We start from the raw sequence: 25,162 nt of genomic DNA on the forward strand, positions 1-25,162 counted from the left end.
TGGAAACAGCACAGGCGGAGCCGGGCAACACGGGCCCGATGAGATCCCTCTAGTTCGACGCAGCGGCGCGTCGGGTGCAGCTCGACGCGCCCCGCGTCGCTGCCCTGTTCATAGAGAGGGTGACCGATGGAGTTGAACTCCGGCGACACCGCCTGGGTCCTGGCCAGCACAGCGCTCGTGCTGATCATGACGCCGGGCCTCGCGTTCTTCTACGGCGGTATGACCAAGGCCAAGACCACGCTGAACATGATGATGATGTCGTTCGCCAGCATCGCCGTGGTGAGCGTGCTCTGGGTCATCTACGGCTTCTCGCTCGCCTTCGGCAACTCCGGCAGCGGCCTCTACGGCGCGTTCAGCCTCTCGGGTCTCACCGACGCTGTCGGCGAGCTGACCAACAACGGGGGCGTGTACGGCATCCCGCTCCTGGCCTTCGCCGGCTTCCAGCTCATGTTCGCGGTCATCACGCCCGCGCTCATCAGCGGTGCGATCGCCGACCGCGCCAAGTTCTCCACCTGGATCATCTTCGTGGCCCTGTGGGTCACGATCGTCTACTTCCCGGTCGCGCACTGGGTCTTCGACTTCGGCGACGCCGACGCCGACGGCAACATCACCGGCAACGGCTGGCTCGCCGCCCGCGGCGTGCTCGACTTCGCCGGTGGCACCGCGGTCCACATCAACGCCGGCGCCGCGGGTCTCGCGCTCGCGATCGTCCTCGGTCGCCGTCTGGGCTTCAAGAAGAACCCGAACCGCCCGCACAACCTGCCGTTGGTCCTCATGGGTGCCGGGCTGCTGTGGTTCGGCTGGTTCGGCTTCAACGCCGGCTCCGCCCTCGGCGCCACCGACACCGCCGCGCTCGCCCTGCTCAACACCCAGGTCGCCACGGCGGCCGGCCTCGCCGGCTGGCTCATCACGGAGAAGCTCCGCGACGGCCACCCGACCAGCCTCGGTGCCGCCTCCGGCGCCGTCGCCGGCCTCGTCGCCATCACCCCGGCCTGTGCGTTCATCGCCCCGTGGGCCGCGGTCGTCCTCGGCCTCATCGCCGGCATCGTCTGCGCCCTGGCGGTCGGCCTGAAGTACAAGCTCAACTACGACGACTCGCTCGACGTCGTGGGCGTCCACCTCGTGGGTGGGCTCATCGGCTGCCTCTTCATCGGCTTCTTCGGGACCACGCAGGTGAACAGCTTCAGCGCGAACGGCGTCTTCTACGGCGGCGGCTGGGAGCTGCTGGGCAAGCAGGCGCTCGGCGCCTTCTCGGTGCTCGCCTACTCGTTCATCGTCACGCTGATCCTCGGTTTCCTGCTGGAGAAGACGATCGGTTTCCGTGTCAGCAAGGAGCAGGAGCTCGAGGGCGTCGACGTGGCGCAGCACCTCGAGTCGGCGTACGACTTCGAAGGCAACCTCGGGGGTACGTTCTCCGGTGGCGCGTCGCTCAAGCACAAGGTCGCCGCAAAGAGCGACGAGGAGGTCTCCGCATGAAGCTCATCACCGCGATCATCAAGCCGTTCAAGCTCGACGACGTGAAGTCGGCGCTCGAGGCGTACGGCATCCAGGGCATGACGGTGTCCGAGGCCAGCGGCTACGGCCGCCAGCGCGGCCACACCGAGGTCTACCGCGGTGCGGAGTACACCGTCGACCTCGTGCCCAAGGTGCGCCTCGAGGTCCTCGTCGAGGACGATGACGCCGACTCGGTCATCGACGTCGTCGTCAAGGCGGCTCAGACCGGTCGCATCGGCGACGGGAAGGTCTGGTCCGTCCCGGTCGAGACCGTCGCCCGCGTGCGGACGGGCGAGCGGGGCCCGGACGCCCTGTAAGCGAAGGTAGAGAAACCGAAGGACACCAACGGGAGAGGAGCATCCGGTGCGGGTCACGGCAGACGAGGCGACCACCACGTACGCCGAGGCCCGCGCCGAGCTCCTCTCCCGACCGGGAGCGCCCGGCGCTGCGAAGCGCCGGGCGCTCACGGCTCTCACCGACGACTGGCTGCACGCGCTCTACGTCGCGGCCGGCGCCGGCGAGATCGGCGCCGCCCTGGTCGCGGTCGGCGGCTACGGCCGCGGCGACCTCGCGCCGGGCAGCGACCTCGACCTCCTGCTCCTGCACTCGCCCTCGGTGTCGGCGTCCGACGTCACCGCCGTGGCGGACCGGCTCTGGTACCCCGTCTGGGACGCCGGCCTGCGGCTCGACCACTCCGTCCGGGTGCCGGCCGAGGCGCGGCGCCTCGCCGCCCAGGACATCAAGGTGGTCCTCGGGCTTCTCGACGCCCGCACGGTCGTCGGCTACGACAACCTCACCAAGCAGCTGCGCGAGTCGGTGCTCGGCGACTGGCGCGCCCTGGCTCCGCGCCGTCTCGGCGAGCTGCACTACGGCGTGACCGAGCGCATCGAGCGCAGCGGCGAGCTCGCGCACCTGCTCGAGCCCGACCTCAAGGAGTCGTACGGCGGTCTCCGCGACCTCGTCGCACTGCGCGCGGTGGCGGCCTCCTGGGTGACCGACGCGCCCGTCGCGGCACTCGCGCCGCACCGCGACCTCCTGCTCGACGTGCGCGACGCCCTGCACCTCGTGACCGGCCGGTCGTCCGACCGGCTGCTGCAGCAGGAGCAGGTGGCAGCCGCCGAGCGGCTCGGCCTCGAGGGGGACGATCCGTCCGACCATCTCCTGCGCTCGGTCTCGGCCGCCGGTCGTGCGGTGGCGTACGCCGCCGACACCACCTGGCACCGCGTCGAGCGGCTCACCCGCCGCGGGGGGGTGCGCGCGAGCCTCGCCGGCACCGCCCGCCGCCTGCGCGGCCCGCGCGTCGAGCGCGCACCGCTGGCCGAGGGCGTCGTCGTCCAGGACGGCGAGGCGGTGCTCGCCGCCGACGCCAGGCCCGAGAAGGACCCGGTGCTCGTGCTGCGCGCCGCGGCCGCCGCGGCCCAGGCAGGGATGCGCCTCGCGCCGCACGCGGTCGAGCGCCTGGCGCGCGACTCCGCGCCCATGCCGGAGCCGTGGCCGGCGCCGGCCCGCGACGCCCTCGTCTCGCTCCTCGGCGCGGGCCGGCCCGCGATCCCCGTGTGGGAGGCCCTGGACCAGGCCGACATCTGGAGCCGGCTCATGCCCGAGTGGGCGGTGGTGCGCAGCGCGCCGCAGCGCAACCCGGTGCACCGCTTCACGGTCGACCGCCACCTGGTCGAGACCGCGGTGCAGTCCGGCCCCCACACCCGCCGCGTGAACCGGCCCGACCTGCTGCTCGTGGGCGCCCTGCTGCACGACATCGGCAAGGGCCGCCCCGGCGACCACACCGAGGTGGGCATCGACCTCGTGCGGGTGATCGCGCCGCGGCTGGGATTCTCGCCGGAGGACAGCGCCACCCTCGTGACGATGGTGCGGCACCACCTCCTGCTGCCGGAGACGGCCACCCGTCGCGACCTCGACGACCCCTCGACCGTCGCCGGTGTCGCGACCGCGGTCGGCGACGTCGACGTCCTCGACCTGCTGCACGCCCTGACCGAGGCGGACGCCGCGGCCACGGGCCCGGCCGCCTGGAGCGACTGGAAGAAGGCGCTCATCGATGACCTCGTGGGTCGCACCCGTGCCGCCCTCGCCGGCAGGCCGCGGGCGGAGGAGATCCACGTGACCGCCGCCCAGGTGCGCCTGGCCGAGGCCGTGCGCGTGACGACCGAGGGCGGCGTCGCAGTGCTCCTCGACCACGACGAGGCGGCCACCACGGCCACCGTCACGGTCGCGGCGCCGGACCGCACCGGCCTGCTCTCGACCGTCGCGGGCGTGCTGTCGCTGCACCGGCTCCAGGTGCGCGGGGCCCAGGTCGACACCGTCACCGCGCCGGACGGCGGCCGTCGGGCCGTGCAGGTCTGGACCGTCACTCCGGCGTACGGCGACCCGCCGCCCATCGACCGCCTGCGCGAGGACCTCACGCGTGCGATCAACGGCTCGCTGGACGTCGCGGCCCGTCTCGACGCGCGCGAGCAGGCGTACCCGGCCCCGCAGGGGACCGCGCCTCCACGGGTCGACCTCGTGCCCGGTGCGAGCGAGCGTGCCACCGTGCTCGAGGTGCGCGCCCACGACGCCCCGGCGCTGCTGCACCGCGTCACCCGCGCCATCGCGGCCGCCGACGTCGCCATCAGCGCCGCCCGCGTGGCCACCCTGGGCTCGGAGGTGGTCGACGTGTTCTACCTCGTCGACCGCGACGGCAGCCCCCTCAGCGTGCAGCGGGCCGCGACCGTGCGCGTGACGGTGCTCGGCGAGCTCTCCCGCACCTAGGCCCGGCGGCTGCCGGGCCCCGCGGCGTGCCCCGGTTAGGCTGGGGCCGCTCCGCACGACCTCGACCGACGGGACTCCCGCGTGTTCACCTCGCTCTCCGACCGGCTCTCCGCCACGTTCAAGAACCTGCGCGGCAAGGGCAGGCTGTCCGAGGCCGACGTCGACGCCACGGTGCGCGAGATCCGCACGGCCCTGCTCGAGGCCGACGTCGCGCTGCCGGTCGTCCGGCAGTTCACGGCCACGGTCAAGGAGCGGGCCCTCGGCGTCGAGGTCAGCAAGGCCCTCAACCCGGCCCAGCAGATCGTCAAGATCGTCCACGAGGAGCTCGTCGGCATCCTCGGCGGCGAGACCCGGCGCCTGCGCCTGGCCAAGACCCCGCCGACGGTCATCCTGCTCGCGGGCCTGCAGGGAGCGGGCAAGACCACCCTCGCCGGCAAGCTCGCGCTCCACCTCAGGGAGGCCGGCCACACCCCGCTGCTCGTCGCCGCCGACCTCCAGCGCCCGAACGCCGTCGACCAGCTGAGCGTCGTCGCCGAGCGCGCCGGCGTCGCCGTCCACGCCCCGGAGCCGGGCAACGGCGTGGGCGACCCCGTCGCGGTCGCGACGTCCGGCATCGAGCTCGCGAAGGCGAAGCTGTACGACGTCGTCATCGTCGACACCGCCGGCCGGCTCGCGATCGACGCCGACCTCATGGACCAGCTCAAGCGGGTCCGCGACGCCGTGCAGCCGGACGAGACGCTGCTCGTCATCGACGCGATGATCGGCCAGGACGCCGTCCAGACGGCGGCTGCGTTCGACGAGGCCATCGGCATCGACGGCGTCGTGCTCTCCAAGCTCGACGGCGACGCCCGTGGTGGTGCGGCGCTGTCCGTGGTCACGGTCACCGGCAAGCCGATCCTGTTCGCGTCCGTGGGCGAGAAGCTCACCGAGCTCGAGACCTTCCACCCCGACCGGATGGCCTCGCGCATCCTCGACATGGGTGACGTCCTCACCCTCATCGAGCAGGCCGAGAAGGCGTTCGACGCCGAGCAGGCCGAGCGCATGGCCGCCAAGGTGGCCAAGGGCGACGACTTCACGCTCGAGGACTTCCTCGAGCAGATGACGAGCCTGAAGAAGATGGGCTCGCTCACCAAGATGCTGGGGATGCTGCCGGGCATGGGCGACATGAAGGCCCAGATCGAGTCGATCGACGACCGCGAGCTCGACCGCGTCGCCTCGATCATCACGTCCATGACGCCGGCCGAGCGCGCCGACCACACGATCCTCAACGGCTCGCGCCGCGCCCGCATCGCCCGCGGCGCCGGCGTCGAGGTGTCGGCGGTCAACCAGCTCGTCGACCGGTTCGTCGAGGCGCAGAAGATGATGCGCCAGATGCGCGCCGGTGGCGGCATGCCGGGGATGCCGGGGATGCCCGGCATGGGCGGCGGCAAGCGCGCCAAGGCCAAGCAGAAGGCCCAGGTCAAGCAGGGCAAGGGCGCCAAGCGCAGCGGCAACCCGGCCAAGCGTGCGGCGGAGGAGTCCGCCCCGGCGGCCGGTGCCGGGCTGCCCGGCCTTCCTGGATCCGGCCCGGCCGGCCTGCCCGGCGGCCTCGGCGGCTTCGACCAGGCCGAGCTGGAGAAGTCCCTAGGCGAGCTGCCCCCGGAGTTCAAGGGCCTCCTCGGCAAGTAGCGGCCCGGCCCGGGGCGATTTCCTGCTCGGCGGGGCTCTCTGGCAGACTGCGGGGGTTGATCCCGGCGCAGTCGGCGGCCCTCTAACCGGCCGGTCGCGCTCGGGACCGTCGGGACCCACCGGAAAGCACCCCACGCCGTACCGGCTCGGGACCCACCCCGTACACGTCAAGGAGACAACGGCCCCGTGGCTGTCAAGATCAAGCTCAAGCGCATGGGCAAGATGCGCAACGCCCAGTACCGCATCGTCGTCGCCGACGCCCGCACCAAGCGTGATGGTCGTGCGATCGAGGAGATCGGCATCTACCAGCCGAAGGAGGAGCCGAGCCTCATCCGCGTCGACTCCGACCGCGCGCAGTACTGGCTCGGCGTCGGCGCTCAGCCGACCGAGGCCGTCGCGGCCATCCTCAAGGTGACCGGCGACTGGCAGAAGTTCAAGGGCCTCCCGGGCGCCGAGGGCACGCTGCGCGTGGCCGAGCCCAAGGCCGACAAGAAGTCGGTCTTCGAGGCTGCTGCGCTCGAGGCCGCCAACGAGCCGGCCAAGCCCGCGACCACCCCGAAGAAGAAGGCCGAGCCGGTCGCCGAGGCTGCTCCGGTCGTCGAGGCCGAGGCTGCCCCGGTCGTCGAGGCTGCTGCCGAGGAGGCCCCCGCTGCGGAGGCCGTCGAGGCGCCGGTGACCGAGGCTGCTGCCGAGGAGGCGCCGGCCGTCGAGGCCGAGGCCGCCGAGGCCGCCGCCGAGACCACCGAGGCCTGACATGCTCGAGGAGGCTCTCGAGCACCTCGTCAAGGGCATCGTCGACAACCCCGACGACGTCGAGGTCCGCGACCGCGCCAACCGGCGCGGCCCCGGCCGCACCCTCGAGGTGCGCGTGCACCCCGACGACATGGGTCGCGTCATCGGCAAGGCCGGTCGCACCGCCACGGCGCTGCGCACCGTCCTCTCGGCCCTCGCGCCGGGGAAGGGTGTCCGGGTCGACTTCCTCGACCTCGGCGAGCGCTGAGCGCGAGGAGACTCGTGCAGCTCGTCGTCGGTCGCATCGGGAAGCCCCACGGGATCCGTGGTGAGCTGACCGTCGAGGTGCGCACCGACGCCCCCGAGATCCGCTTCGCGCCGGGGTCGGTCCTCGTGACCGACCCCGCGCGCGTCGGACCCATCACGGTCGAAGCCGTCCGCTGGCACAGCGGACGGCTTCTGCTGCGTGTGGTGGGCGTGCACGACCGCACCGCGGCCGAGGGCCTGCGCGGCGTCGTCCTCACCGCCGACGTCCCCGACGACGAGGTGCCGGAGGACCCCGAGGAGTTCTTCGACCACCAGCTCCGCGGCCTGTCCGTGCGCACCGCCGACGGCACCGTGATCGGCGTCGTCGACGACGTCGTCCACCTGCCCTCGCAGGACCTGCTGTCGGTGCAGCGCGAGGCTGGCCGCGAGGTGCTCGTGCCGTTCGTGGCCGAGATCGTGACCGCTATCGACGTCGACGCGGGCACCGTCACGGTCGAGCTGCCCGAGGGCCTGCTCGACCTCGACCTCACCGACACCGAGCACCGCGAGCTCGACCAGGCCGAGGCCGCCGCAGCCGCGGCCCAGGGGCGCGACGGCAGCGAGGGCTGAGGCGTGCGCATCGACGTCGTCTCGATCTTCCCCGACTACCTCGCCCCGCTGGGGCTCTCGCTGGTCGGCAAGGCCGTGGCCGCCGGCACCCTCGACCTCCGGGTGCACGACCTGCGCGAGTGCACGCACGACCGGCACCGCACCGTCGACGACACGCCGTACGGCGGCGGCCCGGGCATGGTCATGAAGCCCGAGCCGTGGGGCGAGGCGCTCGATGCGATCCTCGACTCCGCCGCCGGTCGTCCGCGGCTCGTCGTCCCGACCCCGAGCGGGCGCCGGTTCACCCAGGAGGTGGCGACCGAGCTCGCCGTCGCCGAGCACCTGGTCTTCGCGTGCGGCCGCTACGAGGGGATCGACTCCCGGGTGATGGCCCACTACGCCGACCGGTTCGAGGTCGACGAGATCTCGATCGGCGACTACGTGCTCGCCGGCGGAGAGGCCGCGGTGCTCGTCATGGTCGAGGCGCTGGCCCGGCTCCTGCCCGGCGTGCTCGGCAACCCCGAGAGCGTGGTCGACGACTCCTTCGCACCGGGTGCCATGGCGGCGCTCCTCGAGGGCCCGGTCTACACCAAGCCGCCCGAGTGGCGCGGTCTCGCGGTGCCCGAGGTGCTCCTCTCGGGCGACCACGGCCGGATCGCGGCCTGGCGCCGCGAGCAGGCCCTCGCCCGCACCGAGCGCTTCCGGCCCGACCTGCTGGGGGACGGGGCCTGACCCGGGATTTGGGTTCGCCCGGGCGCCTCTGGCAGACTGTGACGGCTCGATCCGTTCGTCCTGCCACAGGGGGACGTCGGAACCACCGGCTCGCCGGCGAGCACATCCGACCAGCCGCGCACGCGGCACTGTTCCGCGGGTGACCTGTGGCGCCGGCGAGGAGAAGACATGAACACGCTCGACTTCGTCGATGCAGCGTCGCTCAAGAGCGACATCCCGAACTTCCGCCCCGGTGACACCGTCAAGGTCCACGTGAAGGTCGTCGAGGGCAACCGCTCCCGCATCCAGGTCTTCCAGGGCGTCGTCATCCGTCGCCAGGGCGGCGGCGTGCGCGAGACCTTCACGGTCCGCAAGGTCAGCTTCGGCGTCGGCGTGGAGCGCACCTTCCCGGTGCACACCCCGGTCGTCGAGAAGATCGAGCTCGTGACCCGTGGTGACGTCCGCCGCGCCAAGCTGTACTACCTCCGCGACCTGCGCGGCAAGAAGGCGAAGATCAAGGAGAAGCGCGACAACGCGCCGAAGGCCTGATCTTCCGCCTCACCGAACGACACGAGCGCCCGACCCGCAGGGGTCGGGCGCTCGTCTCTTCCCCGGCGTCGGACGGTTACCCTCGTACCACCATGGCTGATCAGACGGACCTCGGTCCGGCGCGCCCCGAGCCCGCGGACCCAGGTCCGCGGTCGCGGCCGTCGGGGGGCCGCCACGCGCGCGTCGAGGCCGTGCCCGAGCACCACCACGGGTCGTTCTGGAAAGAGCTGCCGATCCTGCTGCTCGTCGCGTTCGGCCTCGCGTTCCTCGTCAAGACCTTCGTCGTGCAGGCCTTCTACATCCCGAGCGGCTCGATGGAGCAGACCCTGCAGGTCGGCGACCGCGTGCTGGTGAACAAGGTGGTCTACAAGACACGCGACATCGAGCGCGGCGACGTCGTCGTGTTCAACGGCGTCGACTCGTTCACGCCCGAGGTGGAGATCGCCGAGCCGACCGACCTCGTGCCCAAGGTCGTGACCTGGTTCGGCCGCACGTTCGGGTTCGCGCCTCCGGACGAGCGCGACTTCGTCAAGCGCGTCATCGGTGTCGGCGGCGACCACGTCGTCTGCTGCGATGCGAAGGGCCGCGTCACCGTGAACGACGTGCCGCTCGACGAGTCGTCGTACCTCTACCCGGACAACAAGCCGAGCAACAACCCGTTCGACGTGATCGTCCCCGCAGGCAAGCTCTGGGTCATGGGCGACCACCGGGACGCCTCGAGCGACTCGCGCGCGCACCTCGGCGACCCGGGCGGCGGGTTCGTCCCGGCGGACCGCGTCATCGGCCGCGCGTTCGCCGTCCTGTGGCCCACGGACCATGCGCAGTGGCTGGAGATCCCTGACACGTTCGCGACGATCGACCAGAAGGGCTGACCGTGTCGGGTACTCCGCAGGAGCGCGAGGAGAAGCGTCGCGCCAAGGAGAGCAAGGGCGGGTCGCTCGGCCGCGAGCTCATCATCATCGTGGGCGTCGCCCTCGTGCTGTCGGTGCTGGTGCGCACCTTCGTCGCGCAGGCGTTCTTCGTCCCCAGCTCGTCGATGGAGGACACCCTCCTCGTCCAGGACCGCATCCTCGCCTCCAAGCTCACCACCGAGCTCGGAGGAGTCCACCGCGGCGAGATCGTGGTGTTCACGGACCCGGGCGGCTGGCTGCCCGAGACCGCGCCGCCCACCGGCGTGTCCGGCGCCGTCCGCAAGGCGCTGATGTTCGTCGGGCTGCTGCCGTCCGACACCGGCGAGGACCTGGTCAAGCGCGTGATCGCGGTCGGCGGCGATCGGATCGCCTGCTGCACGGCGAAGGACCAGATCACCGTCAACGGAGTGGCCCTCGACGAGGAGGCGTACCTCAAGCCGGGCAGCAAGACCGACCAGGTGCGGTTCGACGTGCTCGTCCCCGAGGGGCGGGTCTTCGTGATGGGCGACAACCGGGGCGACTCCTCCGACTCCCGCTACCACCTCGACTCCGACGACGGCACCGTGTCGGTCGACTCCGTGGTCGGCCGGGTGGTCGCCGTCGTGTGGCCGGCGTCGCGCTGGTCGGGCGAGCCCGTGCCCGTGATCTTCGAGAACCCCGAGATCGACGCCCAGGCCGGCAAGGTGGGTGCGCCCAAGGCCGTCGACTCCGCCGACGAGGCGACGAACCCCGACGGCGGCTGAGCGATGGACGGCGGGCCCGACGTCACCGCGTGGCCGGCGTACGACGTCGAGCGCACGAGCGTCCGCGTGGTGCTCCTCGACGACGACCAACGGCTCCTGCTGTTCCGCACCGTCGACCCGACCATGCCCGAGATCGGCGAGTGGTGGGAGCTGCCCGGCGGCGGTATCGAGCCCGGGGAGTCGTACGCCGAGACCGCGGTCCGGGAGATCAGCGAGGAGACCGGCTTCGAGGTGTCGCTCGCGGTGCTGCCAGACCTGCCGCGCTGGAACCGCGACTCCACCTACGTCCGCCGGCACGTGCGCACCTGGCAGCACGAGGTGGTCGTCCTCGCGCGCGTGGCCGGCTCCTCGCCGGTGCCCGCCCGCGACGGCCGTACGCCGGAGGAGCTCGACGAGTACGTCGGCCACCGCTGGTGGACGCCGGAGGAGGTCGCAGCCGCGGGCACCAGCAGGTTCTTCCCCGGACGGCTGCCCGAGCTGCTCCCGCGGTTCCTGGCCGGCGAGGTGCTCGACGAGCCGTTCGACCTCTGGAACTGACGCCGTCGTAGGGTCGGTCGCATGACCGAGCGGCCCGTGGTGAAGCGTCGGGCCGCGCGCGTGCTCGCCCTCTCGCCGGCGGGTCGGGTGCTGCTGTTCGAGGGCGGCGACCCCGACCGGCCGCACGTGCGGATCTGGCACGCGCCCGGCGGCGGCGTGGAGGCCGGCGAGAGCGACGCGGACGCGGCGCAGCGCGAGTTCCTCGAGGAGACCGGAGTCCCGGTCGAGCTCGGGCCGCACGTGTGGGACCGCGAGCTCGTCTTCGGGTTCAACGGCACGACCTACGACCAGGTCGAGGTCTACTTCCTCGCCCGTGTGGAGGCCGAGCACGCGGCCAGCTCGGACGGCCACAACGAGATCGAGCAGCTCTACCTGACCGACCACGGCTGGTTCTCGGTCGACGAGCTGCGCGCGCTGCCGACCCCGGACGGCTCGGTGCTGGTCGCGCCGCCGGACATCGCCGACCGGCTCGAGGACCTCCTGCGCGACGGCCCGCCGTCGGCGCCGGTGCGGGTGGCGGGGGTGGTGCTGCCGTGAGCGCCGCGCCGTCGCTGCGCGTCGAGCGCGAGATGCTCCGCGCGCACGGGATCCGCTGGCTGGCCTCTGTCGACGAGGTCGGGCGCGGGGCGCTCGGCGGGCCGGTGTCGGTGGGCGTCGTGCTCGTCGACCTGGACACGCGCTCGGCTCCGTCGGGCGTCCGCGACTCCAAGCTGCTGACGCCGGCGGCGCGCGAGCGCATGGTGCCGAAGCTGCAGCGCTGGGCCCCGTCGTGGGCGGTCGCGCACGCGAGCGCGGCGGAGATCGACGCGCTCGGCATCCTGCGGGCGCTGAGGCTCGCGGGGGAGCGGGCCTTCGCCCAGCTGCCCGTGCGGCCCGACCACGTGCTGCTCGACGGCTCGTACGACTGGATCAGCCGTCCGGCCCCCGCACTGTTCGACGAGGACGGCGCGGTGGCCGACCTCGACGCCGTCGTGGACCCGCCGCCGGTCACCATGCGGATCAAGGCCGACATGACGTGCTCGTCCGTCGCCGCGGCGAGCGTGCTGGCCAAGACCACGCGCGACGCGATCATGGTCGGCCTCGCGACCGAGCACCCGGAGTACGGCTGGGAGATCAACAAGGGCTACGCCAGCCCCGAGCACCTCGACGCGCTGCGCCGGCTCGGACCGTGCGTCCAGCACCGGCGCAGCTGGGCCATCCCCGGGGGCGACCGCGACGTCCTGCTGCTCGACGTCGAGGCGGCGGACGACGCGCTGGCACATGGTTGAAGATCGAACTATCCTGACCGCATGGCGAACCGCAGGATCGACCGGGTGCAGGCCAAGCGACGCCTCGGCCCCGACGCGCAGGTCGACGACAAGGCGATCGTCATCATGCCGACCGACCCCCGCGCGACCGACCCGTTCCTGGCCCTGGCCGAGGACTGGTTCTCCGAGCCCGGCTTCGAGTGGCACCCGCACCGGGGCATCGAGACCGTGACGCTGGTGCTGGACGGCGTCCTCGAGCACGGCGACAACGCCGGGCACGCGGGCGCCCTGCAGGCGGGCGACCTGCAGTGGATGACCGCGGGCCGCGGGATCATCCACCGCGAGCTGGCCTTTCGGAACGAGCACGCGCACACGCTGCAGCTGTGGCTCAACCTCCCCGGCAGCAAGCGCATGGTCGACACCCGGTACCAGGACGTCCGCGCGGCGGACCGGCCGAGGGTCGAGCTGCCGGGGGTCTCGGTCGACGTCGTGTCCGGCTCGGTCGCGGGAGCCAGGGGGCCGGCGAAGAACCACTGGCCCATCCACGGCTCGGTGATCACGCTCGAGCCGAAGGCCTCGATGACGCACACCCTGCCGGGCGACCACCGCGCGTTCTTCTTCGTGCTCGACGGCGAGGTGAGCATCGGCGGGCGCCGCGTGCGCGAGGGCGAGATCGCCTGGAGCGACCCCGTGCCGGGACAGCCGGCGTCCAGCAGCCTCGTGGTCTCGACCGCAGACGGCGACGCGCCCTCGCGCGTCATGGTCTACAGCGGACGCCCCATCCGCGAGACGGTGGCGATGGGCGGCCCGTTCGTGATGAACACCAAGGCCGAGGTGCAGAAGGCGTACGCCGACTTCCACGCAGGCACGTTCGGCCAGGTGCCGCGCCAGGCCCGGCTGAAGCACCTCTAGGCCCCGGTTTCCTGCCCCGGGCGGGCGCGAGGCGTGCGGCCTGGGCCAGGATGGGCGCGAGCGACCGGATCCGGCGCTCTGGGCGGAGGAGTGGCGATGTCGGCCGAGGACCTCGAACGGTACGAGAACGAGATCGAGCTCGGGCTCTACCGCGAGTACCGCGACGTCGTCGGCCTGTTCTCGTACGTCGTGGAGACCGAGCGCCGGTTCTACCTCACGAACTCGGTCGACGTGCAGGTGCGCACGAACGACGGCGGCGACACCTTCTTCGAGGTGCGCATGACCGACGCCTGGGTGTGGGACATGTACCGCCAGGCCCGCTTCGTGAAGAACGTCCGCGTCCTCACCTTCAAGGACGTGAACGTCGAGGAGCTCGCCAAGCCCGAGCTGCAGATCCCCGACGGCACGGCCTGACCTTCGTCCACCGACGCGCGCTTCGGCGTGTCGTCCCCAGGCCCGCCGTGCCGACGTCCGGCTGAGGTCGTCGCCCGTCCCGACGCTGCTCCTCGCGGTGCATCGCGCACCGCTCGGAGGAGGCGGTGCGGTGAGCAGGCCCACGGGAGTCGTCCGTGCGAAGGACGCGCTCGGTCGGTTCGGGGAGGACGTGGCCGCGCGCCACCTCGAGGCCGAGGGGTTCGTCGTCCTCGAGCGCAACTGGCGCTGTGCGGACGGCGAGCTCGACATCCTCGCCCGCGACGGCGACACCCTCGTGGTCTGCGAGGTCAAGACACGCAGCTCCCTGCGCTACGGCTCGCCGTTCGAGGCCATCACCGAGCGCAAGCTGCACCGGCTCGAACGGCTCGGCATGCGCTGGATGCGCGAGCGCGGGGTGAGGCCGCAGCGGATGCGCGTCGACATCGTGTCGGTGCTCGCGCCGCCCGGTGGCCGTCGCGTGATCGAGCACGTGCGAGGCCTGTCGTGAGCGGTGTGGCCCGCACCCGCGGGGTGGTGCTGCTCGGAGTCGACGGCCACGTGATCGGCGTCGAGGCGCACGTGTCGATCGGGGTCTCGGGCTTCTCGGTGGTCGGCCTCGCCGACAAGCTCGTGGGCGAGGCCCGCGACCGGTGCCGGTCCGCGGTGCTCAACACCGGCCTGGAGTGGCCGGGCCCCAAGAACACGATCGGGCTGTCGCCGTCCGAGCTGCCGAAGAAGGGGCCCACCCTCGACCTCGCGATCGCCATCGCGCTGCTCGCCGCCAGCGGCCAGGTGCCCGCCGATGCCGTCGCCGAGCTGGTCGTGGTGGGCGAGCTCGGCCTCGACGGCAAGGTCCGCGCGGTGCGCGGCGCGCTCGTGGCCGCGCTCGCGGCCCGGTCGGTCGGCGCTCGTCGGCTCGTGGTGCCGGCCGCCAACGTCGACGAGGCGTCGCTCGTGCCCGACCTCGAGGTGGTCGGAGTCCGTACTCTCGCCGGGCTCGTCGCGATGGTCCGCGGCGACGACGTCCCTGACGTCGAGCTGCTGGCCGACGACGACGACCTCTCGGCGGAGCCGCAGGCGCCCGATATTCCGGACCTCGTCGACGTGCGCGGGCAGCACGCCGCCCGGGCCGCCCTCGAGCTCGCGGCTGCGGGCGGCCACCACCTGGCAATGTCCGGGCTTCCCGGCGTCGGCAAGACGATGCTCGCCGAGAGGCTGCCCGGGCTGCTGCCCGCGCTCGACGAGCAGGCGGCGCTCGAGGTCACCGCCATCCACTCCGTGGCCGGCCGGCTCGGCAGCGGCGGCCGGCTCATCACCGTGCCGCCGTTCGAGGCGCCGCACCACACCGCGACGCACGCGGCGATGGTCGGTGGAGGCAGCGGCGTGCCGCGGGTCGGTCTCGTGTCGCTCGCGCACCGCGGGGTGCTGTTCCTCGACGAGGCGCCGGAGTTCGACCCCGGCGCGCTCGAGGCCCTGCGCCAGCCGTTGGAGTCGGGCGAGATGGTGGTGGCGCGGTCGGCGTTCTCGGTCACGTTCCCCGCCCGCTTCCACCTCGTGCTGGCGATGAACCCGTGCCCCTGCGGACGGTCGGGCGCTCCTCCGCGGCCGGGCGTGCCCTCGTGCTCGTGCACCCCGCAGCAGCGCCGCCGCTATCTCGCCCGCATCAGCGGCCCGCTGCTCGACCGCGTCGACCTCCGCGTCACGCTCGTGCCGCCCACCCTCGCCGACCTCGAGTTCGGCGTGTCCGACGCCGAGCCCACGGCGGCCGTGGCCGCCCGCGTGGCGGCCGCCCGGGAGCGCGCCGGGCGGAGGTACGCCGGCACGCCGTGGCGGGTCAACGCCGACGTGCCCGGCCCCGTCATCCGCCGCGAGTTCGGGCTCGACGCCGAGGCCGCCCAGCCGCTCGAGCAGGCGCTGGCCCGCGGGCTGCTCTCCGCCCGCGGCGCCGACCGGCTCGTCCGGGTCGCGTGGACGGTCGCCGACCTCGCCGGCCGCGACCGACCGGGCCGGCAGGACGTCGGCGCAGCGCTCGCGCACCGCGAGGCGGGTGCGGCATGGGCGGCGTGAGCGACGAGCGCCGTGCGCGGGCGTTGCTGTCGCGGGTGGCCGAGCCGGGCGACCCGAAGGTGTGCCGGCTCGTCGCAGCCCACGGTGCGCCCGAGGCACTGGAGATCCTGCGGTCCGGTGACGACGCCGACCGTTACCGCGCGCGGCTCGAGGCGGCCGACCCGGAGGCCGACCTCGCGCGCGCGGCCGAGGTGGGCGGGCGGCTGCTCGTGCCGGGCGACCTGGAGTGGCCGAGCCAGCTCGGCGACCTCGGCGACCTCGTGCCCTGGGCGCTCTGGGTCCGGGGCACCGTCGACCTCCGGATGTCGGCCCTGCGCTCGGTGGCGGTGGTCGGAGCCCGCGCCGCGACGAACTACGGCACCCACGTCGCATCGACCCTCGGCAGCGATCTCGCCGCCACGGGGTGGACCGTCGTGTCCGGCGGCGCGTTCGGTGTCGACGCCGCGGCCCATGCCGGCGCCCTCGCCGTCCACGGCGTCACGGTCGCCGTGCTCGCGTGCGGTGTCGACGTCGCCTACCCGCCGCGGCACGACGCGCTCTTCGCCCGCATCGCCGCCGACGGCCTGCTGGTCTCGGAGGTGCCGCCGGGCGCCGCCCCGCACCGCACCCGGTTCCTCGTCCGCAACCGCCTCATCGCCGCGCTGACCCGCGGCACCGTCGTGGTCGAGGCGGCGGTGCGGTCCGGGTCGCTCTCGACGGCGCGCGAGGCGGAGCGGCTGGGCCGCCCGGTTCTCGGTGTGCCGGGGCCCGTCACGTCCGAGATGTCGGCCGGCGTCCACCGCGAGCTGCGCCGCGGTGCGGTCCTCGTCCAGAACGCCGCGGAGGTGGTGGAGGCAGTCGGCGAGCTGGGCACCGACCTCGCGCCGGAGCCGACCGGTGCGACCGATCCGCGCGACCGGCTCGATCCGCTCGCCCGTCGCGTGCTCGACGCCGTGCCCGTACGGCGCCCGGCCACGCTCGACTCCGTGGCGCGCACGGCGGGCGTGGCCCCGGCGGAGGCGCAGGCCTCGCTCGGCCTGCTCGAGCTCGACGGGTGGGTCGAGTCGGGCCCTGGCGGCTGGAGGCTGCGTCCCGCCCGGCGGGCTCCGGACGGGTGAGGACCGCGGCAGGCGGACGGCGCGCCGCATTGACTCCGGGCCGGTGCCCGCAGACGGTGGTGACGTGGGTGCAGCGGCGGTGGAGCGTGCGGCGGGGCAGGAGCCCCTGCCCGCCTCGTTCCAGGACGTGCTCGACGCGTTCGCCGTCCACCTGTCCGACGGTCTCGGGCGCAGCCCCCACACCGTGCGCGCCTACCTCGGCGACATCGAGCGCCTGCTGCGACACGCCCGGGCGCAGGGTGCGACCGACGTCGCCGACCTCGACCTCACCGACCTGCGCGGCTGGCTGGCGGCCGAGGCCGCGGGCGGCCACGCGCGGGCCACCCTCGCGCGCCGTGCGGCCGCCGCCCGCACCTTCACCTCCTGGGCCTCGCGGCGGGGCTGGCTGGCCTCCGACCCGGGCGACAGGCTCGCCACACCGGCGGCGCACCGGCCCCTCCCGGGGGTGCTCAAGCAGTCCGAGGCGGCGGCTCTGCTGGAGGTCGTCACGACCCGCGCCGACGACGGCGACCCCGTGCACCTGCGCGACCGCCTGATCCTCGAGCTCCTGTACGCCACAGGGATGCGCGTGGGCGAGCTGGTCGGCCTCGACCTCGACGACGTCGACCCCCGTCGCCGCACGCTGCGGGTGCTCGGCAAGGGCGCCAAGGAGCGGGTCGTGCCGTACGGCGCTCCCGCGCAGGACTCCCTCGACACCTGGCTCGCCGACGGCCGCCCGGCCCTGCTCACCGCGGCCTCCGGGCCGGCGCTGCTGCTCGGTGCACGGGGCGGCCGCCTCGACCCGCGGACCGCGCGCGACGTCGTCCACCGCATGCTCCGGCACGTGCCGGACGCCCCGGATCTCGGTCCGCACGGCCTGCGGCACTCGGCCGCCACGCACCTTCTCGAGGGTGGCGCGGACCTGCGCTCCGTCCAGGAGATCCTGGGGCACGCTACGCTCGCGACGACACAGATCTACACGCACGTCAGCGTCGAACGGTTGAGGTCAACGTATGAGCAGGCGCACCCCCGGGCCTGAGGGAGTCGGCGACTCCCTCGAGGTCGAGGACGACGCTGTCGACGCCCTCGACACCGTCGACGACTCCGCCCCGGTCGACCCCGACCTCGAGGCCGAGGTGCTGGAGATCGGCAGCGACGACATCGTCGACATCGCGGTGCTCGACGCCATCGACCTCACGCCGACCGAGGACGAGAAGGTCGCGGCGAAGGCAGACGGCGACGCGCGGCTGCGCGAGCTCTGGGAGGACTTCAAGGCCTCGGGCGAGCAGGCTCTGCGCGAGCGGCTGATCATCCACTACTCGCCGCTGGTGAAGTACGTCGCCGGCCGCGTCGGCGTGGGCCTTCCGCCCAACATCGAGCAGTCGGACCTCGTGTCGTACGGCATCTTCGGCCTGATCGACGCGATCGAGAAGTTCGACCTCGACCGTGCGATCAAGTTCGAGACGTACGCCATCAACCGCATCCGCGGCGCGATCATCGACGAGCTGCGCTCGATCGACTGGATCCCGCGCTCGGTCCGCTACAAGGCCCGCGAGGTCGAGAAGGCGTACCAGGCCCTCGAGGCCAAGCTCCAGCGCACGCCCACCGAGACCGAGGTCGCGGACCAGATGGGCATCCGCCTCGAGGACCTGCACGCGATCTTCAGCCAGGTCTCCTACGTCAACGTCGTGGCGCTCGACGAGCTGCTGCACGCGGGCGGCGGCGAGCGCGGCGACAAGATGACGCTCGGCGACACCCTCGAGGACCCGAAGGCCCCGGACCCGATCAACCTGTTCGAGGGCGAGGAGACGAAGTACATCCTCGCGAAGGCGATCAACCTCCTGCCCGAGCGGGAGAAGGTCGTCGTCACCCTCTACTACTACGAGGGGCTCACCCTCGCCGAGATCGGCCAGGTGCTCGGGGTCACCGAGTCGCGCATCTGCCAGATGCACACCAAGGCGGTCCTGCAGCTGCGGTCGCGCCTGTCGGAGTCGCACGACCTCGATTAGCCGCCGACGGTCACCGAGACGACCCGGTCGTCGCCTGCGCGGACGTCGCCTCGCCCGTCCCGGTTGGACGTCGTGAGCCACAGGGTGCCGTCGGGTGCGGCCGCCACGGTGCGGATGCGTCCGAGGGATCCTTCGAGCGCGGCCACGGGCTCGCCGGCGCTCGACCCGTCCAGAGGCACCTGCCAGACGCGCTGGCCGCGCAGGCCCCCGACGTAGGCGACGTCGGCCAGGATCGCGAGGCCGCTGGGAGAGGCGTTCTCGGTGCGCCAGGTGACCACCGGGTCGACGTAGTCGGCGCCGCCTCCGCGCCCCTCCACGACCGGCCAGCCGTGGTTGCCGCCGCGCTCGATCCGGTTGAGCTCGTCGTACGAGTTCTGCCCGAACTCGGTCGCCCACAGCTGCCCGGACGAGTCGAACGCGAGGCCCTGAACGTTGCGGTGGCCGTACGACCACACCGGCGAGCCGGGGAAGGGGTTGTCGGCGGGGATCGAGCCGTCGGGAGCGATCCGCAGGATCTTGCCCGCCCGCGTGCCGAGGTCCTGCGCGCGCTCGCGGTCGCCGGCATCGCCGGTGCCGATCCAGAGCATGCCGTCCGGCCCGACGGCGAGCCGGCCGCCGTTGTGGGTGGCGCCGGACGGGATGCCGTCGAGGAGCACCGTGGGCTCGCCCAGTGCGGTGCCGTCGAACGGGAACGACACGACGCGGTTGTCGCCCGCGGTCGAGGTCAGGTAGGCGACGAGCCGCGCACCGTCGTCGAGCAGCGCGAGGCCGAGCAGCCCGCCCTCGCCCTGGTCGGCCACACCGGGTACGACGCCGACGGCGGTCGTGCCGCCGGACGCATCGACCCGCACCACCCGTCCGCTGCGCCGCTCGGCCACGAGCGCCGCGCCGTCGGGGAGGAAGGCCACGCCCCACGGCACCTCGAGCCCGCGGGCGAGGTCGGCCGGGGCGGAGAGCCCGGTGACTGACCCAGACACCACGGGGGCGGGCGCGGCCGACGACGAGGTCGGCGAGGCCGAGATCGTGGTGGCGGGCGTCGGGGACGGGGCAGCCGGCGAGCCCGTCGGTGCGCTCGGTGCGCTGCTGCAGCCGGCGAGCACCGCGGCGCTGGCGCCGAGCGCCACGAGGCGGGGGAGGGTGCGCGGGCGACGGGGCTCCATCCGACGACGCTACGTCGTCCGCGCGGATCCGGCAGCACGTCGCCGGGCCGATGGCCGGGAGCGGCCGTCACGGGTTCCAGGGCAGGAGCGAGGGTCGGCCGCGACGCAGCAGCGACATGGGGTCGAGGTAGTCCTCGCCGTCGCGCAGGCCCCAGTGCAGGCAGGACGGGACCTCTCCGCAGTGGCCGGCGCCCTCGTGCACGCGGCCGATGACCTGGCCGCCGGCGACGGACTCGCCGACGCCGACCTCGGGCGCGACCGGCTCGTACGTCGTGGTGCGTCCGTCCAGGTGCAGCAGCGTGACGACGTCGCGGCCGGCGACCGGGCCCGCGAAGACGACCACGCCGTCGCCCGGCGCCCGCACCGCGTCCCCGGCGAAGGCGAGCAGGTCGACGCCCCGGTGGCCGCTCATCCAGTCGGAGAGAGGCGGGTCGAACGGTGCCGTGACGAGCAGCGGGCCTCGGAGGGGCGGCTGCCAGCCGGGGGCCCCGACGGCCACGGCGGGGGTGTCCGTGGCCGTCGGGGTGTCCGGGGCCGACGGCCGGCTCTGGGCCGTGAGCGGCAGCAGCGTCGGCGGGCCGGCAGCAGGGAGCGGCCCGAGGGCGCTCGTGAGCGCCGTGAGGGCCGAGGCGAGGAGCGAGGCGAGGGGCGCGACGGCGGGTTCGAGGAGGATCACGTGCCGACCCTCGACCGGGGGCCGGACCGGTCGGTGCCGGCCGACCCCGGGCTGGGGACGACACGCCGGGCGCCCGGCCTGTGGACGGCGTGCCGGGCGGCCGCTCGGGCCTCCGACCTGCGATTTCAGGTCTCGGGGGGTCTGCCCGTAGACTTCCCGCGCAGCCTGCTCCGGTGGGCTGACATCGCACGCCCGCATCCCGGCCCCAGGGTCGGCGGGGCACCCGCGGTCCGGATCCGTCCGGTGGGGTGCGCCCGGCGGGAGTCAGGCGCCCCGGCGACCGTCGGGGCGGACAACCGAGTGGCGCTGCCGCGTCGCGGGCCTGCCCGCGCGCCTCGGCGCCAAAGAAGGAGCGACCCGGCCATGGCCGTCGTCACCATGAAGCAGCTGCTCGAGAGCGGCGTGCACTTCGGGCACCAGACCCGCCGTTGGAACCCGAAGATGAAGCGGTTCATCTTCAACGAGCGCAACGGCATCTACATCATCGACCTGCAGCAGTCGCTGACGTACATCGACCGCGCCTACGAGTTCGTGCGCGAGACCGTGTCGCACGGCGGCTCGATCATGTTCATCGGCACCAAGCGCCAGGCGCAGGAGCCGGTAGCCCAGCAGGCGACCCGCGTGGGCATGCCCTACGTCAACCAGCGCTGGCTCGGCGGCATGCTCACCAACTTCTCGACCGTCTTCAAGCGCATCCAGCGCCTGAAGGAGCTCGAGCTCATCGACTACGACGACGTCGCCGGCTCCGGTCTCACCAAGAAGGAGCTCCTCGTCCTGCGTCGCGAGAAGGACAAGCTGGAGAAGACCCTCGGCGGCATCCGCGACATGACGAAGGTCCCCTCCGCGGTGTGGATCGTCGACACCAACAAGGAGCACATCGCCGTCGCCGAGGCCAAGAAGCTCGGCATCCCGGTCGTGGCGATCCTCGACTCGAACTGCGACCCCGACGTCGTCGACTTCCCGATCCCCGGCAACGACGACGCCATCCGCGCCGTCGCGCTGCTCACCCGCGTGATCGCCGACGCCGTCGCCGACGGCCTCATGGCCCGCGCCGGCCGTGGCGGTGCCGTGGCTGAGGCTGCGGCCGCCGAGGGCGTCGTCGCCGTCGACGAGCCGCTGGCCGACTGGGAGACCGCGCTGCTCACGGGCGCCGACGCCGAGGCTGCCGCCCCGGCTGAGGCTGCTGCCGAGGCTCCCGCCGAGGTCGTCGCCGAGGTCGTCGCCGAGGCTCCGGCCGAGGTTGCCGCCGAGGCTCCCGCCGAGGTTGCTGCCGAGGTCGTGGCCGAGACCACCGAGGCCCCGGCCGAGCAGGCCTGACGAGCGCGCGGCCGACGCCGCGCGCCCCGCACGATCCGGCCTGCGGCCTGGGTCCGCCTCACCGGCGGACCCGGGCCGCAGCCGTGAGACTCACCGATTCGACTTCTCCAGGAAGAGAGAGCCAGTCATGGCTGACGTCACTGCTGCCGACGTGAAGAAGCTCCGCGACCTCACCGGCGCGGGCATGATGGAGTGCAAGAAGGCGCTCGTCGAGAACGACGGCGACTTCGAGAAGGCCGCCGAGGCCCTGCGCGTGAAGGGTGCGGCCAAGGCCGCCGCCCGCGGCGCCGAGCGCGACGCGAGCAACGGCCTCGTCGTGACCAAGGACGGCGCCCTCGTCGAGCTCCGTGCCGAGACCGACTTCGTCGCCAAGAACGCCGACTTCCAGGCCCTCGCCGAGAAGGTCGTCGCCAAGGCCGCCGAGGTCAAGGCCGACAGCACCGAGGTCCTCGCGGCCGCCGAGCTCGACGGCAGGACCGTGGCCGAGGCCATCACCGAGCTCGCCGCCACGATCGGCGAGAAGCTCGAGCTCGGCCGCGTCGCGTTCCTGGACGGCACCGTCGCGACCTACATGCACAAGCGTGCCGCCGACCTGCCCGCGCAGGTGGGCGTCCTCGTGGCCTACGAGGGCTCGGAGGAGGCCGCCCGCTCCGCCGCGATGCAGATCGCCGCGATGCGCGCGTCGTACCTCACCCGCGACGAGGTCCCGGCCGACGTGGTCGAGACCGAGCGCCGCGTGGCCGAGGCCAAGGCCAAGGAGGAGGGCAAGCCCGAGGCTGCGCTCCCGAGGATCATCGAGGGCCGCGTCAACTCGTACTTCAAGGACAACGTCCTGCTCGAGCAGGAGTCGGTCGTCGAGGCCAAGAAGAGCGTCCAGCAGGTCCTCGACGCCGCCGGCACCTCGATCAGCCGCTTCGTGCGGTTCGAGATCGGCGCCTGACCCTCCTTCACGGTCTGCACTTGGCAGACTGACGCCGGAGAAACCGTAGAGCCGTTGGAGGCCGCTGTCGTGGACGGAACCACTGCCGAAGCAGGATCCACCCCGATGGCGGGCTCCAGCGTCTCCGGAGCCGTGCAGCCGTCGCTCGACGGCACGCTCGACACCTGGCCCGGCGTGCCCGAGGGCGGCTACAGCCGCGTGCTGCTCAAGCTCTCGGGCGAGGCGTTCGCCGGCGGTGGCGCGCTCGGCGTCGACCCCGACGTCGTCCAGGCGATCGCCCGGCAGATCGCGGCCGTGGTACGCAGCGGCACCCAGGTGGCCGTGGTCATCGGCGGCGGCAACTTCTTCCGCGGCGCCCAGCTGAACGAGCGCGGCATGGACCGCTCCCGCGCCGACTACATGGGCATGCTCGGCACGGTCATGAACTGCCTCGCGCTGCAGGACTTCTGCGACCGCCAGGGCGTCGAGACCCGCGTGCAGACCTCCATCTCGATGGGCCAGGTCGCCGAGCCGTACGTGCCGCGCCGCGCCATCCGCCACCTCGAGAAGGGCCGCGTCGTCATCTTCGGCGCGGGCCTCGGGGCGCCCTACTTCTCCACCGACACCGCTGCCGCGCAGCGGGCGCTCGAGATCGGGTGCGAGGTCGTGCTCATGGCCAAGGGCGTCGACGGCGTGTACGACGACGACCCGCGCACCAACCCCGACGCGAAGCGCTTCGAGACGCTCACCCATGCGGAGGTGCTCGCCCGCGGACTGAAGGTCGCCGACGCCACCGCCATCAGCCTGACCCAGGACAACGACCTGCCGATCATCGTGTTCAACCTGCTCGTCGAGGGCAACATCGCCCGCGCCGTGCGGGGTGAGAGGATCGGCACGCTCGTCGCCAGCTGACCCCAGCGCCCGCGACGACCGCCCAGGAACGAAGACGACGAGGAGCCACCCGTGATCGACGAGACCATGCTCGAGGCCGAGGAGAAGCTGGAGAAGGCCGTCGGGGTCGCGAAGGAGGACTTCGCGGGGATCCGCACGGGCCGTGCCACGGCCAAGATGTTCGACAAGATCACCGCCGAGTACTACGGCTCGCAGACGCCGGTCACGCAGATGGCCGGCTTCGCCGTCCCGGAGGCGCGCCTCGTCGTCATCACGCCCTACGACAAGGGCTCGATGACCGCGATCGAGAAGGCCATCCGCGACTCCGACCTCGGCGTCAACCCCACCAACGACGGCATCGTCATCCGCGTGGCCTTCCCGCAGCTCACCGAGGAGCGCCGCCGCGACTACATCAAGGTGGCGCGCACCAAGGCAGAGGACGCCCGCATCTCGATGCGCAACATCCGTCGCCACGCCAAGGACACCCTCGACAAGCTCATGAAGGACGGCGAGGTCGGCGAGGACGAGGTCCGTCGCGCGGAGAAGTCCCTCGACGAGATCACCCACAAGTACGTCGCCCAGATCGACGAGCTCCTGAAGCACAAGGAGGCCGAGCTGCTCGAGGTCTGAGACCTCGACCACCTCGACCACCCATGACCGACGCGACCACGTCACCGCAGCCGGCCCCGCACGGGCGCGCCGGCCGCAACCTGGTCTCCGCGATCGGCATGGGGCTCGTGCTCGGCATCGGCCTGGTGCTGCTGCCGGTGCTCTACCTGCCGTGGCTGTTCGTCGTCATCGTCTCGGTCGCGATGGCCGTCGCGTCGTGGGAGCTCGCGGGTGCGCTGGAGCAGCGCGGAATCCGGGTCGAGCGAGCTGTGCTGTACGCCGGTGCGCTCGCGATGCCACTGGTCGCCTACCTGTGGGGCGTGCAGCCCCTCGTCGGCGTCTTCGGGGCCACCGTGCTCCTCGCGATGGGCGCCCGGCTGCTGCGAGGCCCGGAGGGCTACGTGGCGGACGTCGCCGGGACGGCCCTCGTCGCGGCCTACACCGGCCTCATGGGCGGTCTCGCCGGGCTCGTGCTGGCCTCCACGCAGGGCGGCGACCGCGTCATCGTGATCGTCGTGCTGACGATCTGCAGCGACATCGGCGGCTACATCTTCGGGGTGCTGATGGGCCGGCACCCGATGGCGCCGAAGATCTCCCCGAAGAAGTCCTGGGAGGGCTTCGCGGGGTCGCTCATCTTCCAGGCCGTCGCGGGCGTCCTGCTGTTCGTGTACCTGCTCGAGGCGCCGTGGTGGCAGGGCCTGGTCACGGGTCTCGTGCTCACGTTCACCGCGACCGCGGGCGACTTCGTCGAGTCGGCCATCAAGCGCGACCTCGGCGTCAAGGACATGAGCAACCTGATCCCGGGCCACGGCGGCCTCATGGACCGCCTCGACTCGCTCCTGCCCAACATCTTCGTGGGCTGGCTCCTGCTGCTCGTCTTCCTCGGCGCCTGATCGTCCCGC

The 25,162-nt window shown here is 73.0% G+C and carries 28 protein-coding genes; 26 read left to right on the forward strand and 2 right to left on the reverse strand.

The features are described 5' to 3' along the window. The first annotated feature begins 126 nt into the window (after nucleotides 1–126). The 21 genes from ACFQGU_RS08125 to whiG all read left to right on the forward strand — a co-directional run bounded on the left by ACFQGU_RS08125 (nucleotide 127) and on the right by whiG (nucleotide 18,688). Complete coding sequence (locus ACFQGU_RS08125) at nucleotides 127–1,476, forward strand: ammonium transporter (RefSeq protein ID WP_386765505.1); 1,350 nt, start codon at nucleotides 127–129, stop codon at nucleotides 1,474–1,476. Beyond that, nucleotides 1,473–1,811, forward strand: a complete 339-nt coding sequence (locus ACFQGU_RS08130) for a P-II family nitrogen regulator (protein ID WP_386765507.1) — start codon at nucleotides 1,473–1,475, stop codon at nucleotides 1,809–1,811. Before ACFQGU_RS08125 ends, ACFQGU_RS08130 begins: the two co-directional genes overlap by 4 nt. Before the next feature lie 46 nt (nucleotides 1,812–1,857). Continuing rightward, nucleotides 1,858–4,257 carry a [protein-PII] uridylyltransferase gene (locus ACFQGU_RS08135; protein ID WP_386765509.1) on the forward strand — a complete coding sequence of 800 codons (2,400 nt, stop codon included), beginning with the start codon at nucleotides 1,858–1,860 and terminating at the stop codon, nucleotides 4,255–4,257. An 81-nt stretch (nucleotides 4,258–4,338) separates the two neighbouring features. Then, nucleotides 4,339–5,925, forward strand: a complete 1,587-nt coding sequence (ffh, locus tag ACFQGU_RS08140; protein WP_386765511.1) for a signal recognition particle protein — start codon at nucleotides 4,339–4,341, stop codon at nucleotides 5,923–5,925. A gap of 186 nt (nucleotides 5,926–6,111) precedes the next feature. Next, the gene (rpsP, locus tag ACFQGU_RS08145) at nucleotides 6,112–6,678 is read left to right on the forward strand and encodes a 30S ribosomal protein S16 (RefSeq protein ID WP_386765513.1); all 567 of its coding nucleotides are present in this window, start codon (nucleotides 6,112–6,114) and stop codon (nucleotides 6,676–6,678) included. A gap of 1 nt (nucleotide 6,679) precedes the next feature. Next, nucleotides 6,680–6,925 carry an RNA-binding protein gene (locus ACFQGU_RS08150; RefSeq protein WP_386765515.1) on the forward strand — a complete coding sequence of 82 codons (246 nt, stop codon included), beginning with the start codon at nucleotides 6,680–6,682 and terminating at the stop codon, nucleotides 6,923–6,925. Between the two features lie 14 nt (nucleotides 6,926–6,939). Further along, nucleotides 6,940–7,533 (forward strand): ribosome maturation factor RimM, encoded by a 594-nt coding sequence (gene rimM / locus ACFQGU_RS08155; RefSeq protein WP_386765517.1) that lies wholly within the window; start codon nucleotides 6,940–6,942, stop codon nucleotides 7,531–7,533. 3 nt (nucleotides 7,534–7,536) lie between these two features. After that, nucleotides 7,537–8,244: a tRNA (guanosine(37)-N1)-methyltransferase TrmD gene (trmD, locus tag ACFQGU_RS08160; protein WP_386765519.1), complete on the forward strand. Its 708-nt coding sequence runs from the start codon at nucleotides 7,537–7,539 to the stop codon at nucleotides 8,242–8,244. Nucleotides 8,245–8,412: 168 nt separating this feature from the next. Further along, complete coding sequence (gene rplS / locus ACFQGU_RS08165) at nucleotides 8,413–8,772, forward strand: 50S ribosomal protein L19 (RefSeq protein ID WP_386765521.1); 360 nt, start codon at nucleotides 8,413–8,415, stop codon at nucleotides 8,770–8,772. 92 nt (nucleotides 8,773–8,864) lie between these two features. Next, a complete protein-coding gene (gene lepB, locus ACFQGU_RS08170; protein WP_386765523.1) occupies nucleotides 8,865–9,644 on the forward strand; it encodes a signal peptidase I in 780 nt (259 codons plus the stop codon). A 2-nt stretch (nucleotides 9,645–9,646) separates the two neighbouring features. After that, on the forward strand, nucleotides 9,647–10,426 hold the full coding sequence (gene lepB / locus ACFQGU_RS08175) for a signal peptidase I (protein WP_386765525.1): 780 nt from the start codon (nucleotides 9,647–9,649) through the stop codon (nucleotides 10,424–10,426). A 3-nt stretch (nucleotides 10,427–10,429) separates the two neighbouring features. Further along, entirely contained in the window at nucleotides 10,430–10,963 is a 534-nt protein-coding gene (locus ACFQGU_RS08180; RefSeq protein ID WP_386765527.1) for an NUDIX domain-containing protein, read from the forward strand. A gap of 21 nt (nucleotides 10,964–10,984) precedes the next feature. Next, nucleotides 10,985–11,500 carry an NUDIX hydrolase gene (locus ACFQGU_RS08185; protein ID WP_386765529.1) on the forward strand — a complete coding sequence of 172 codons (516 nt, stop codon included), beginning with the start codon at nucleotides 10,985–10,987 and terminating at the stop codon, nucleotides 11,498–11,500. Continuing rightward, complete coding sequence (locus ACFQGU_RS08190) at nucleotides 11,497–12,231, forward strand: ribonuclease HII (protein ID WP_386765531.1); 735 nt, start codon at nucleotides 11,497–11,499, stop codon at nucleotides 12,229–12,231. Before ACFQGU_RS08185 ends, ACFQGU_RS08190 begins: the two co-directional genes overlap by 4 nt. Nucleotides 12,232–12,252: 21 nt before the next feature. Further along, nucleotides 12,253–13,122: a pirin family protein gene (locus ACFQGU_RS08195; RefSeq protein WP_386765533.1), complete on the forward strand. Its 870-nt coding sequence runs from the start codon at nucleotides 12,253–12,255 to the stop codon at nucleotides 13,120–13,122. Between the two features lie 96 nt (nucleotides 13,123–13,218). After that, nucleotides 13,219–13,536 carry a DUF2469 domain-containing protein gene (locus ACFQGU_RS08200; RefSeq protein ID WP_386765535.1) on the forward strand — a complete coding sequence of 106 codons (318 nt, stop codon included), beginning with the start codon at nucleotides 13,219–13,221 and terminating at the stop codon, nucleotides 13,534–13,536. A gap of 130 nt (nucleotides 13,537–13,666) precedes the next feature. Continuing rightward, a complete protein-coding gene (locus tag ACFQGU_RS08205; RefSeq protein WP_386765537.1) occupies nucleotides 13,667–14,044 on the forward strand; it encodes a YraN family protein in 378 nt (125 codons plus the stop codon). Beyond that, on the forward strand, nucleotides 14,041–15,603 hold the full coding sequence (locus ACFQGU_RS08210) for a YifB family Mg chelatase-like AAA ATPase (protein WP_386765539.1): 1,563 nt from the start codon (nucleotides 14,041–14,043) through the stop codon (nucleotides 15,601–15,603). Before ACFQGU_RS08205 ends, ACFQGU_RS08210 begins: the two co-directional genes overlap by 4 nt. Further along, a complete protein-coding gene (dprA, locus tag ACFQGU_RS08215) occupies nucleotides 15,591–16,700 on the forward strand; it encodes a DNA-processing protein DprA (RefSeq protein WP_386765541.1) in 1,110 nt (369 codons plus the stop codon). Before ACFQGU_RS08210 ends, dprA begins: the two co-directional genes overlap by 13 nt. A 106-nt stretch (nucleotides 16,701–16,806) precedes the next feature. Continuing rightward, the gene (locus tag ACFQGU_RS08220; RefSeq protein ID WP_386768205.1) at nucleotides 16,807–17,718 is read left to right on the forward strand and encodes a tyrosine recombinase XerC; all 912 of its coding nucleotides are present in this window, start codon (nucleotides 16,807–16,809) and stop codon (nucleotides 17,716–17,718) included. Then, nucleotides 17,693–18,688, forward strand: a complete 996-nt coding sequence (whiG, locus tag ACFQGU_RS08225) for an RNA polymerase sigma factor WhiG (RefSeq protein WP_386765543.1) — start codon at nucleotides 17,693–17,695, stop codon at nucleotides 18,686–18,688. Before ACFQGU_RS08220 ends, whiG begins: the two co-directional genes overlap by 26 nt. Here the strand turns inward: whiG and ACFQGU_RS08230 are convergent. Together ACFQGU_RS08230 and ACFQGU_RS08235 are read right to left on the reverse strand one after the other, a co-directional pair. Then, nucleotides 18,685–19,848, reverse strand: coding sequence for a PQQ-dependent sugar dehydrogenase (locus tag ACFQGU_RS08230; RefSeq protein ID WP_386765545.1), 1,164 nt, complete (start codon nucleotides 19,846–19,848; stop codon nucleotides 18,685–18,687). The genes whiG and ACFQGU_RS08230 overlap by 4 nt on opposite strands. A 67-nt stretch (nucleotides 19,849–19,915) precedes the next feature. Beyond that, on the reverse strand, nucleotides 19,916–20,524 hold the full coding sequence (locus tag ACFQGU_RS08235; RefSeq protein WP_386765547.1) for a M23 family metallopeptidase: 609 nt from the start codon (nucleotides 20,522–20,524) through the stop codon (nucleotides 19,916–19,918). Between the two features lie 363 nt (nucleotides 20,525–20,887). On the opposite strand from ACFQGU_RS08235, the gene rpsB reads away from it, so the two are divergent. From rpsB to ACFQGU_RS08260, 5 genes are all read left to right on the forward strand, one after another. After that, nucleotides 20,888–21,841: a 30S ribosomal protein S2 gene (rpsB, locus tag ACFQGU_RS08240; protein WP_386765549.1), complete on the forward strand. Its 954-nt coding sequence runs from the start codon at nucleotides 20,888–20,890 to the stop codon at nucleotides 21,839–21,841. A gap of 127 nt (nucleotides 21,842–21,968) precedes the next feature. After that, nucleotides 21,969–22,781, forward strand: a complete 813-nt coding sequence (gene tsf / locus ACFQGU_RS08245) for a translation elongation factor Ts (RefSeq protein WP_386765551.1) — start codon at nucleotides 21,969–21,971, stop codon at nucleotides 22,779–22,781. A 105-nt stretch (nucleotides 22,782–22,886) separates the two neighbouring features. After that, nucleotides 22,887–23,672, forward strand: coding sequence for a UMP kinase (pyrH, locus tag ACFQGU_RS08250; RefSeq protein WP_386765553.1), 786 nt, complete (start codon nucleotides 22,887–22,889; stop codon nucleotides 23,670–23,672). Nucleotides 23,673–23,723: 51 nt separating this feature from the next. Next, nucleotides 23,724–24,281 (forward strand): ribosome recycling factor, encoded by a 558-nt coding sequence (gene frr / locus ACFQGU_RS08255; RefSeq protein WP_386765556.1) that lies wholly within the window; start codon nucleotides 23,724–23,726, stop codon nucleotides 24,279–24,281. A 23-nt stretch (nucleotides 24,282–24,304) separates the two neighbouring features. Beyond that, nucleotides 24,305–25,153, forward strand: coding sequence for a phosphatidate cytidylyltransferase (locus tag ACFQGU_RS08260; protein ID WP_386765558.1), 849 nt, complete (start codon nucleotides 24,305–24,307; stop codon nucleotides 25,151–25,153). Nucleotides 25,154–25,162 lie beyond the last annotated feature (9 nt).

Origin of the sequence: Longivirga aurantiaca (genome assembly GCF_042660085.1) — a bacterium.
Lineage (GTDB): Bacteria > Actinomycetota > Actinomycetes > S36-B12 > CAIYMF01 > Longivirga > Longivirga aurantiaca.

What these genes read in the sequence shown, in the direction of transcription:
- dprA (WP_386765541.1), top strand. Translation starts at nt 15,591, where the DNA reads ATGGGCGGCGTGAGCGACGAGCGCCGTGCGCGGGCGTTGCTGTCGCGG.
- ACFQGU_RS08195 (WP_386765533.1), top strand. Translation starts at nt 12,253, where the DNA reads ATGGCGAACCGCAGGATCGACCGGGTGCAGGCCAAGCGACGCCTCGGC.
- ACFQGU_RS08200 (WP_386765535.1), top strand. Translation starts at nt 13,219, where the DNA reads ATGTCGGCCGAGGACCTCGAACGGTACGAGAACGAGATCGAGCTCGGG.
- whiG (WP_386765543.1), top strand. Translation starts at nt 17,693, where the DNA reads ATGAGCAGGCGCACCCCCGGGCCTGAGGGAGTCGGCGACTCCCTCGAG.
- pyrH (WP_386765553.1), top strand. Translation starts at nt 22,887, where the DNA reads ATGGCGGGCTCCAGCGTCTCCGGAGCCGTGCAGCCGTCGCTCGACGGC.
- ACFQGU_RS08130 (WP_386765507.1), top strand. Translation starts at nt 1,473, where the DNA reads ATGAAGCTCATCACCGCGATCATCAAGCCGTTCAAGCTCGACGACGTG.
- ACFQGU_RS08150 (WP_386765515.1), top strand. Translation starts at nt 6,680, where the DNA reads ATGCTCGAGGAGGCTCTCGAGCACCTCGTCAAGGGCATCGTCGACAAC.
- ACFQGU_RS08230 (WP_386765545.1), bottom strand. Translation starts at nt 19,848, where the DNA reads ATGGAGCCCCGTCGCCCGCGCACCCTCCCCCGCCTCGTGGCGCTCGGC.
- rpsB (WP_386765549.1), top strand. Translation starts at nt 20,888, where the DNA reads ATGGCCGTCGTCACCATGAAGCAGCTGCTCGAGAGCGGCGTGCACTTC.
- ACFQGU_RS08260 (WP_386765558.1), top strand. Translation starts at nt 24,305, where the DNA reads ATGACCGACGCGACCACGTCACCGCAGCCGGCCCCGCACGGGCGCGCC.
- ACFQGU_RS08180 (WP_386765527.1), top strand. Translation starts at nt 10,430, where the DNA reads ATGGACGGCGGGCCCGACGTCACCGCGTGGCCGGCGTACGACGTCGAG.
- tsf (WP_386765551.1), top strand. Translation starts at nt 21,969, where the DNA reads ATGGCTGACGTCACTGCTGCCGACGTGAAGAAGCTCCGCGACCTCACC.
- ACFQGU_RS08185 (WP_386765529.1), top strand. Translation starts at nt 10,985, where the DNA reads ATGACCGAGCGGCCCGTGGTGAAGCGTCGGGCCGCGCGCGTGCTCGCC.
- ACFQGU_RS08125 (WP_386765505.1), top strand. Translation starts at nt 127, where the DNA reads ATGGAGTTGAACTCCGGCGACACCGCCTGGGTCCTGGCCAGCACAGCG.
- lepB (WP_386765523.1), top strand. Translation starts at nt 8,865, where the DNA reads ATGGCTGATCAGACGGACCTCGGTCCGGCGCGCCCCGAGCCCGCGGAC.
- rplS (WP_386765521.1), top strand. Translation starts at nt 8,413, where the DNA reads ATGAACACGCTCGACTTCGTCGATGCAGCGTCGCTCAAGAGCGACATC.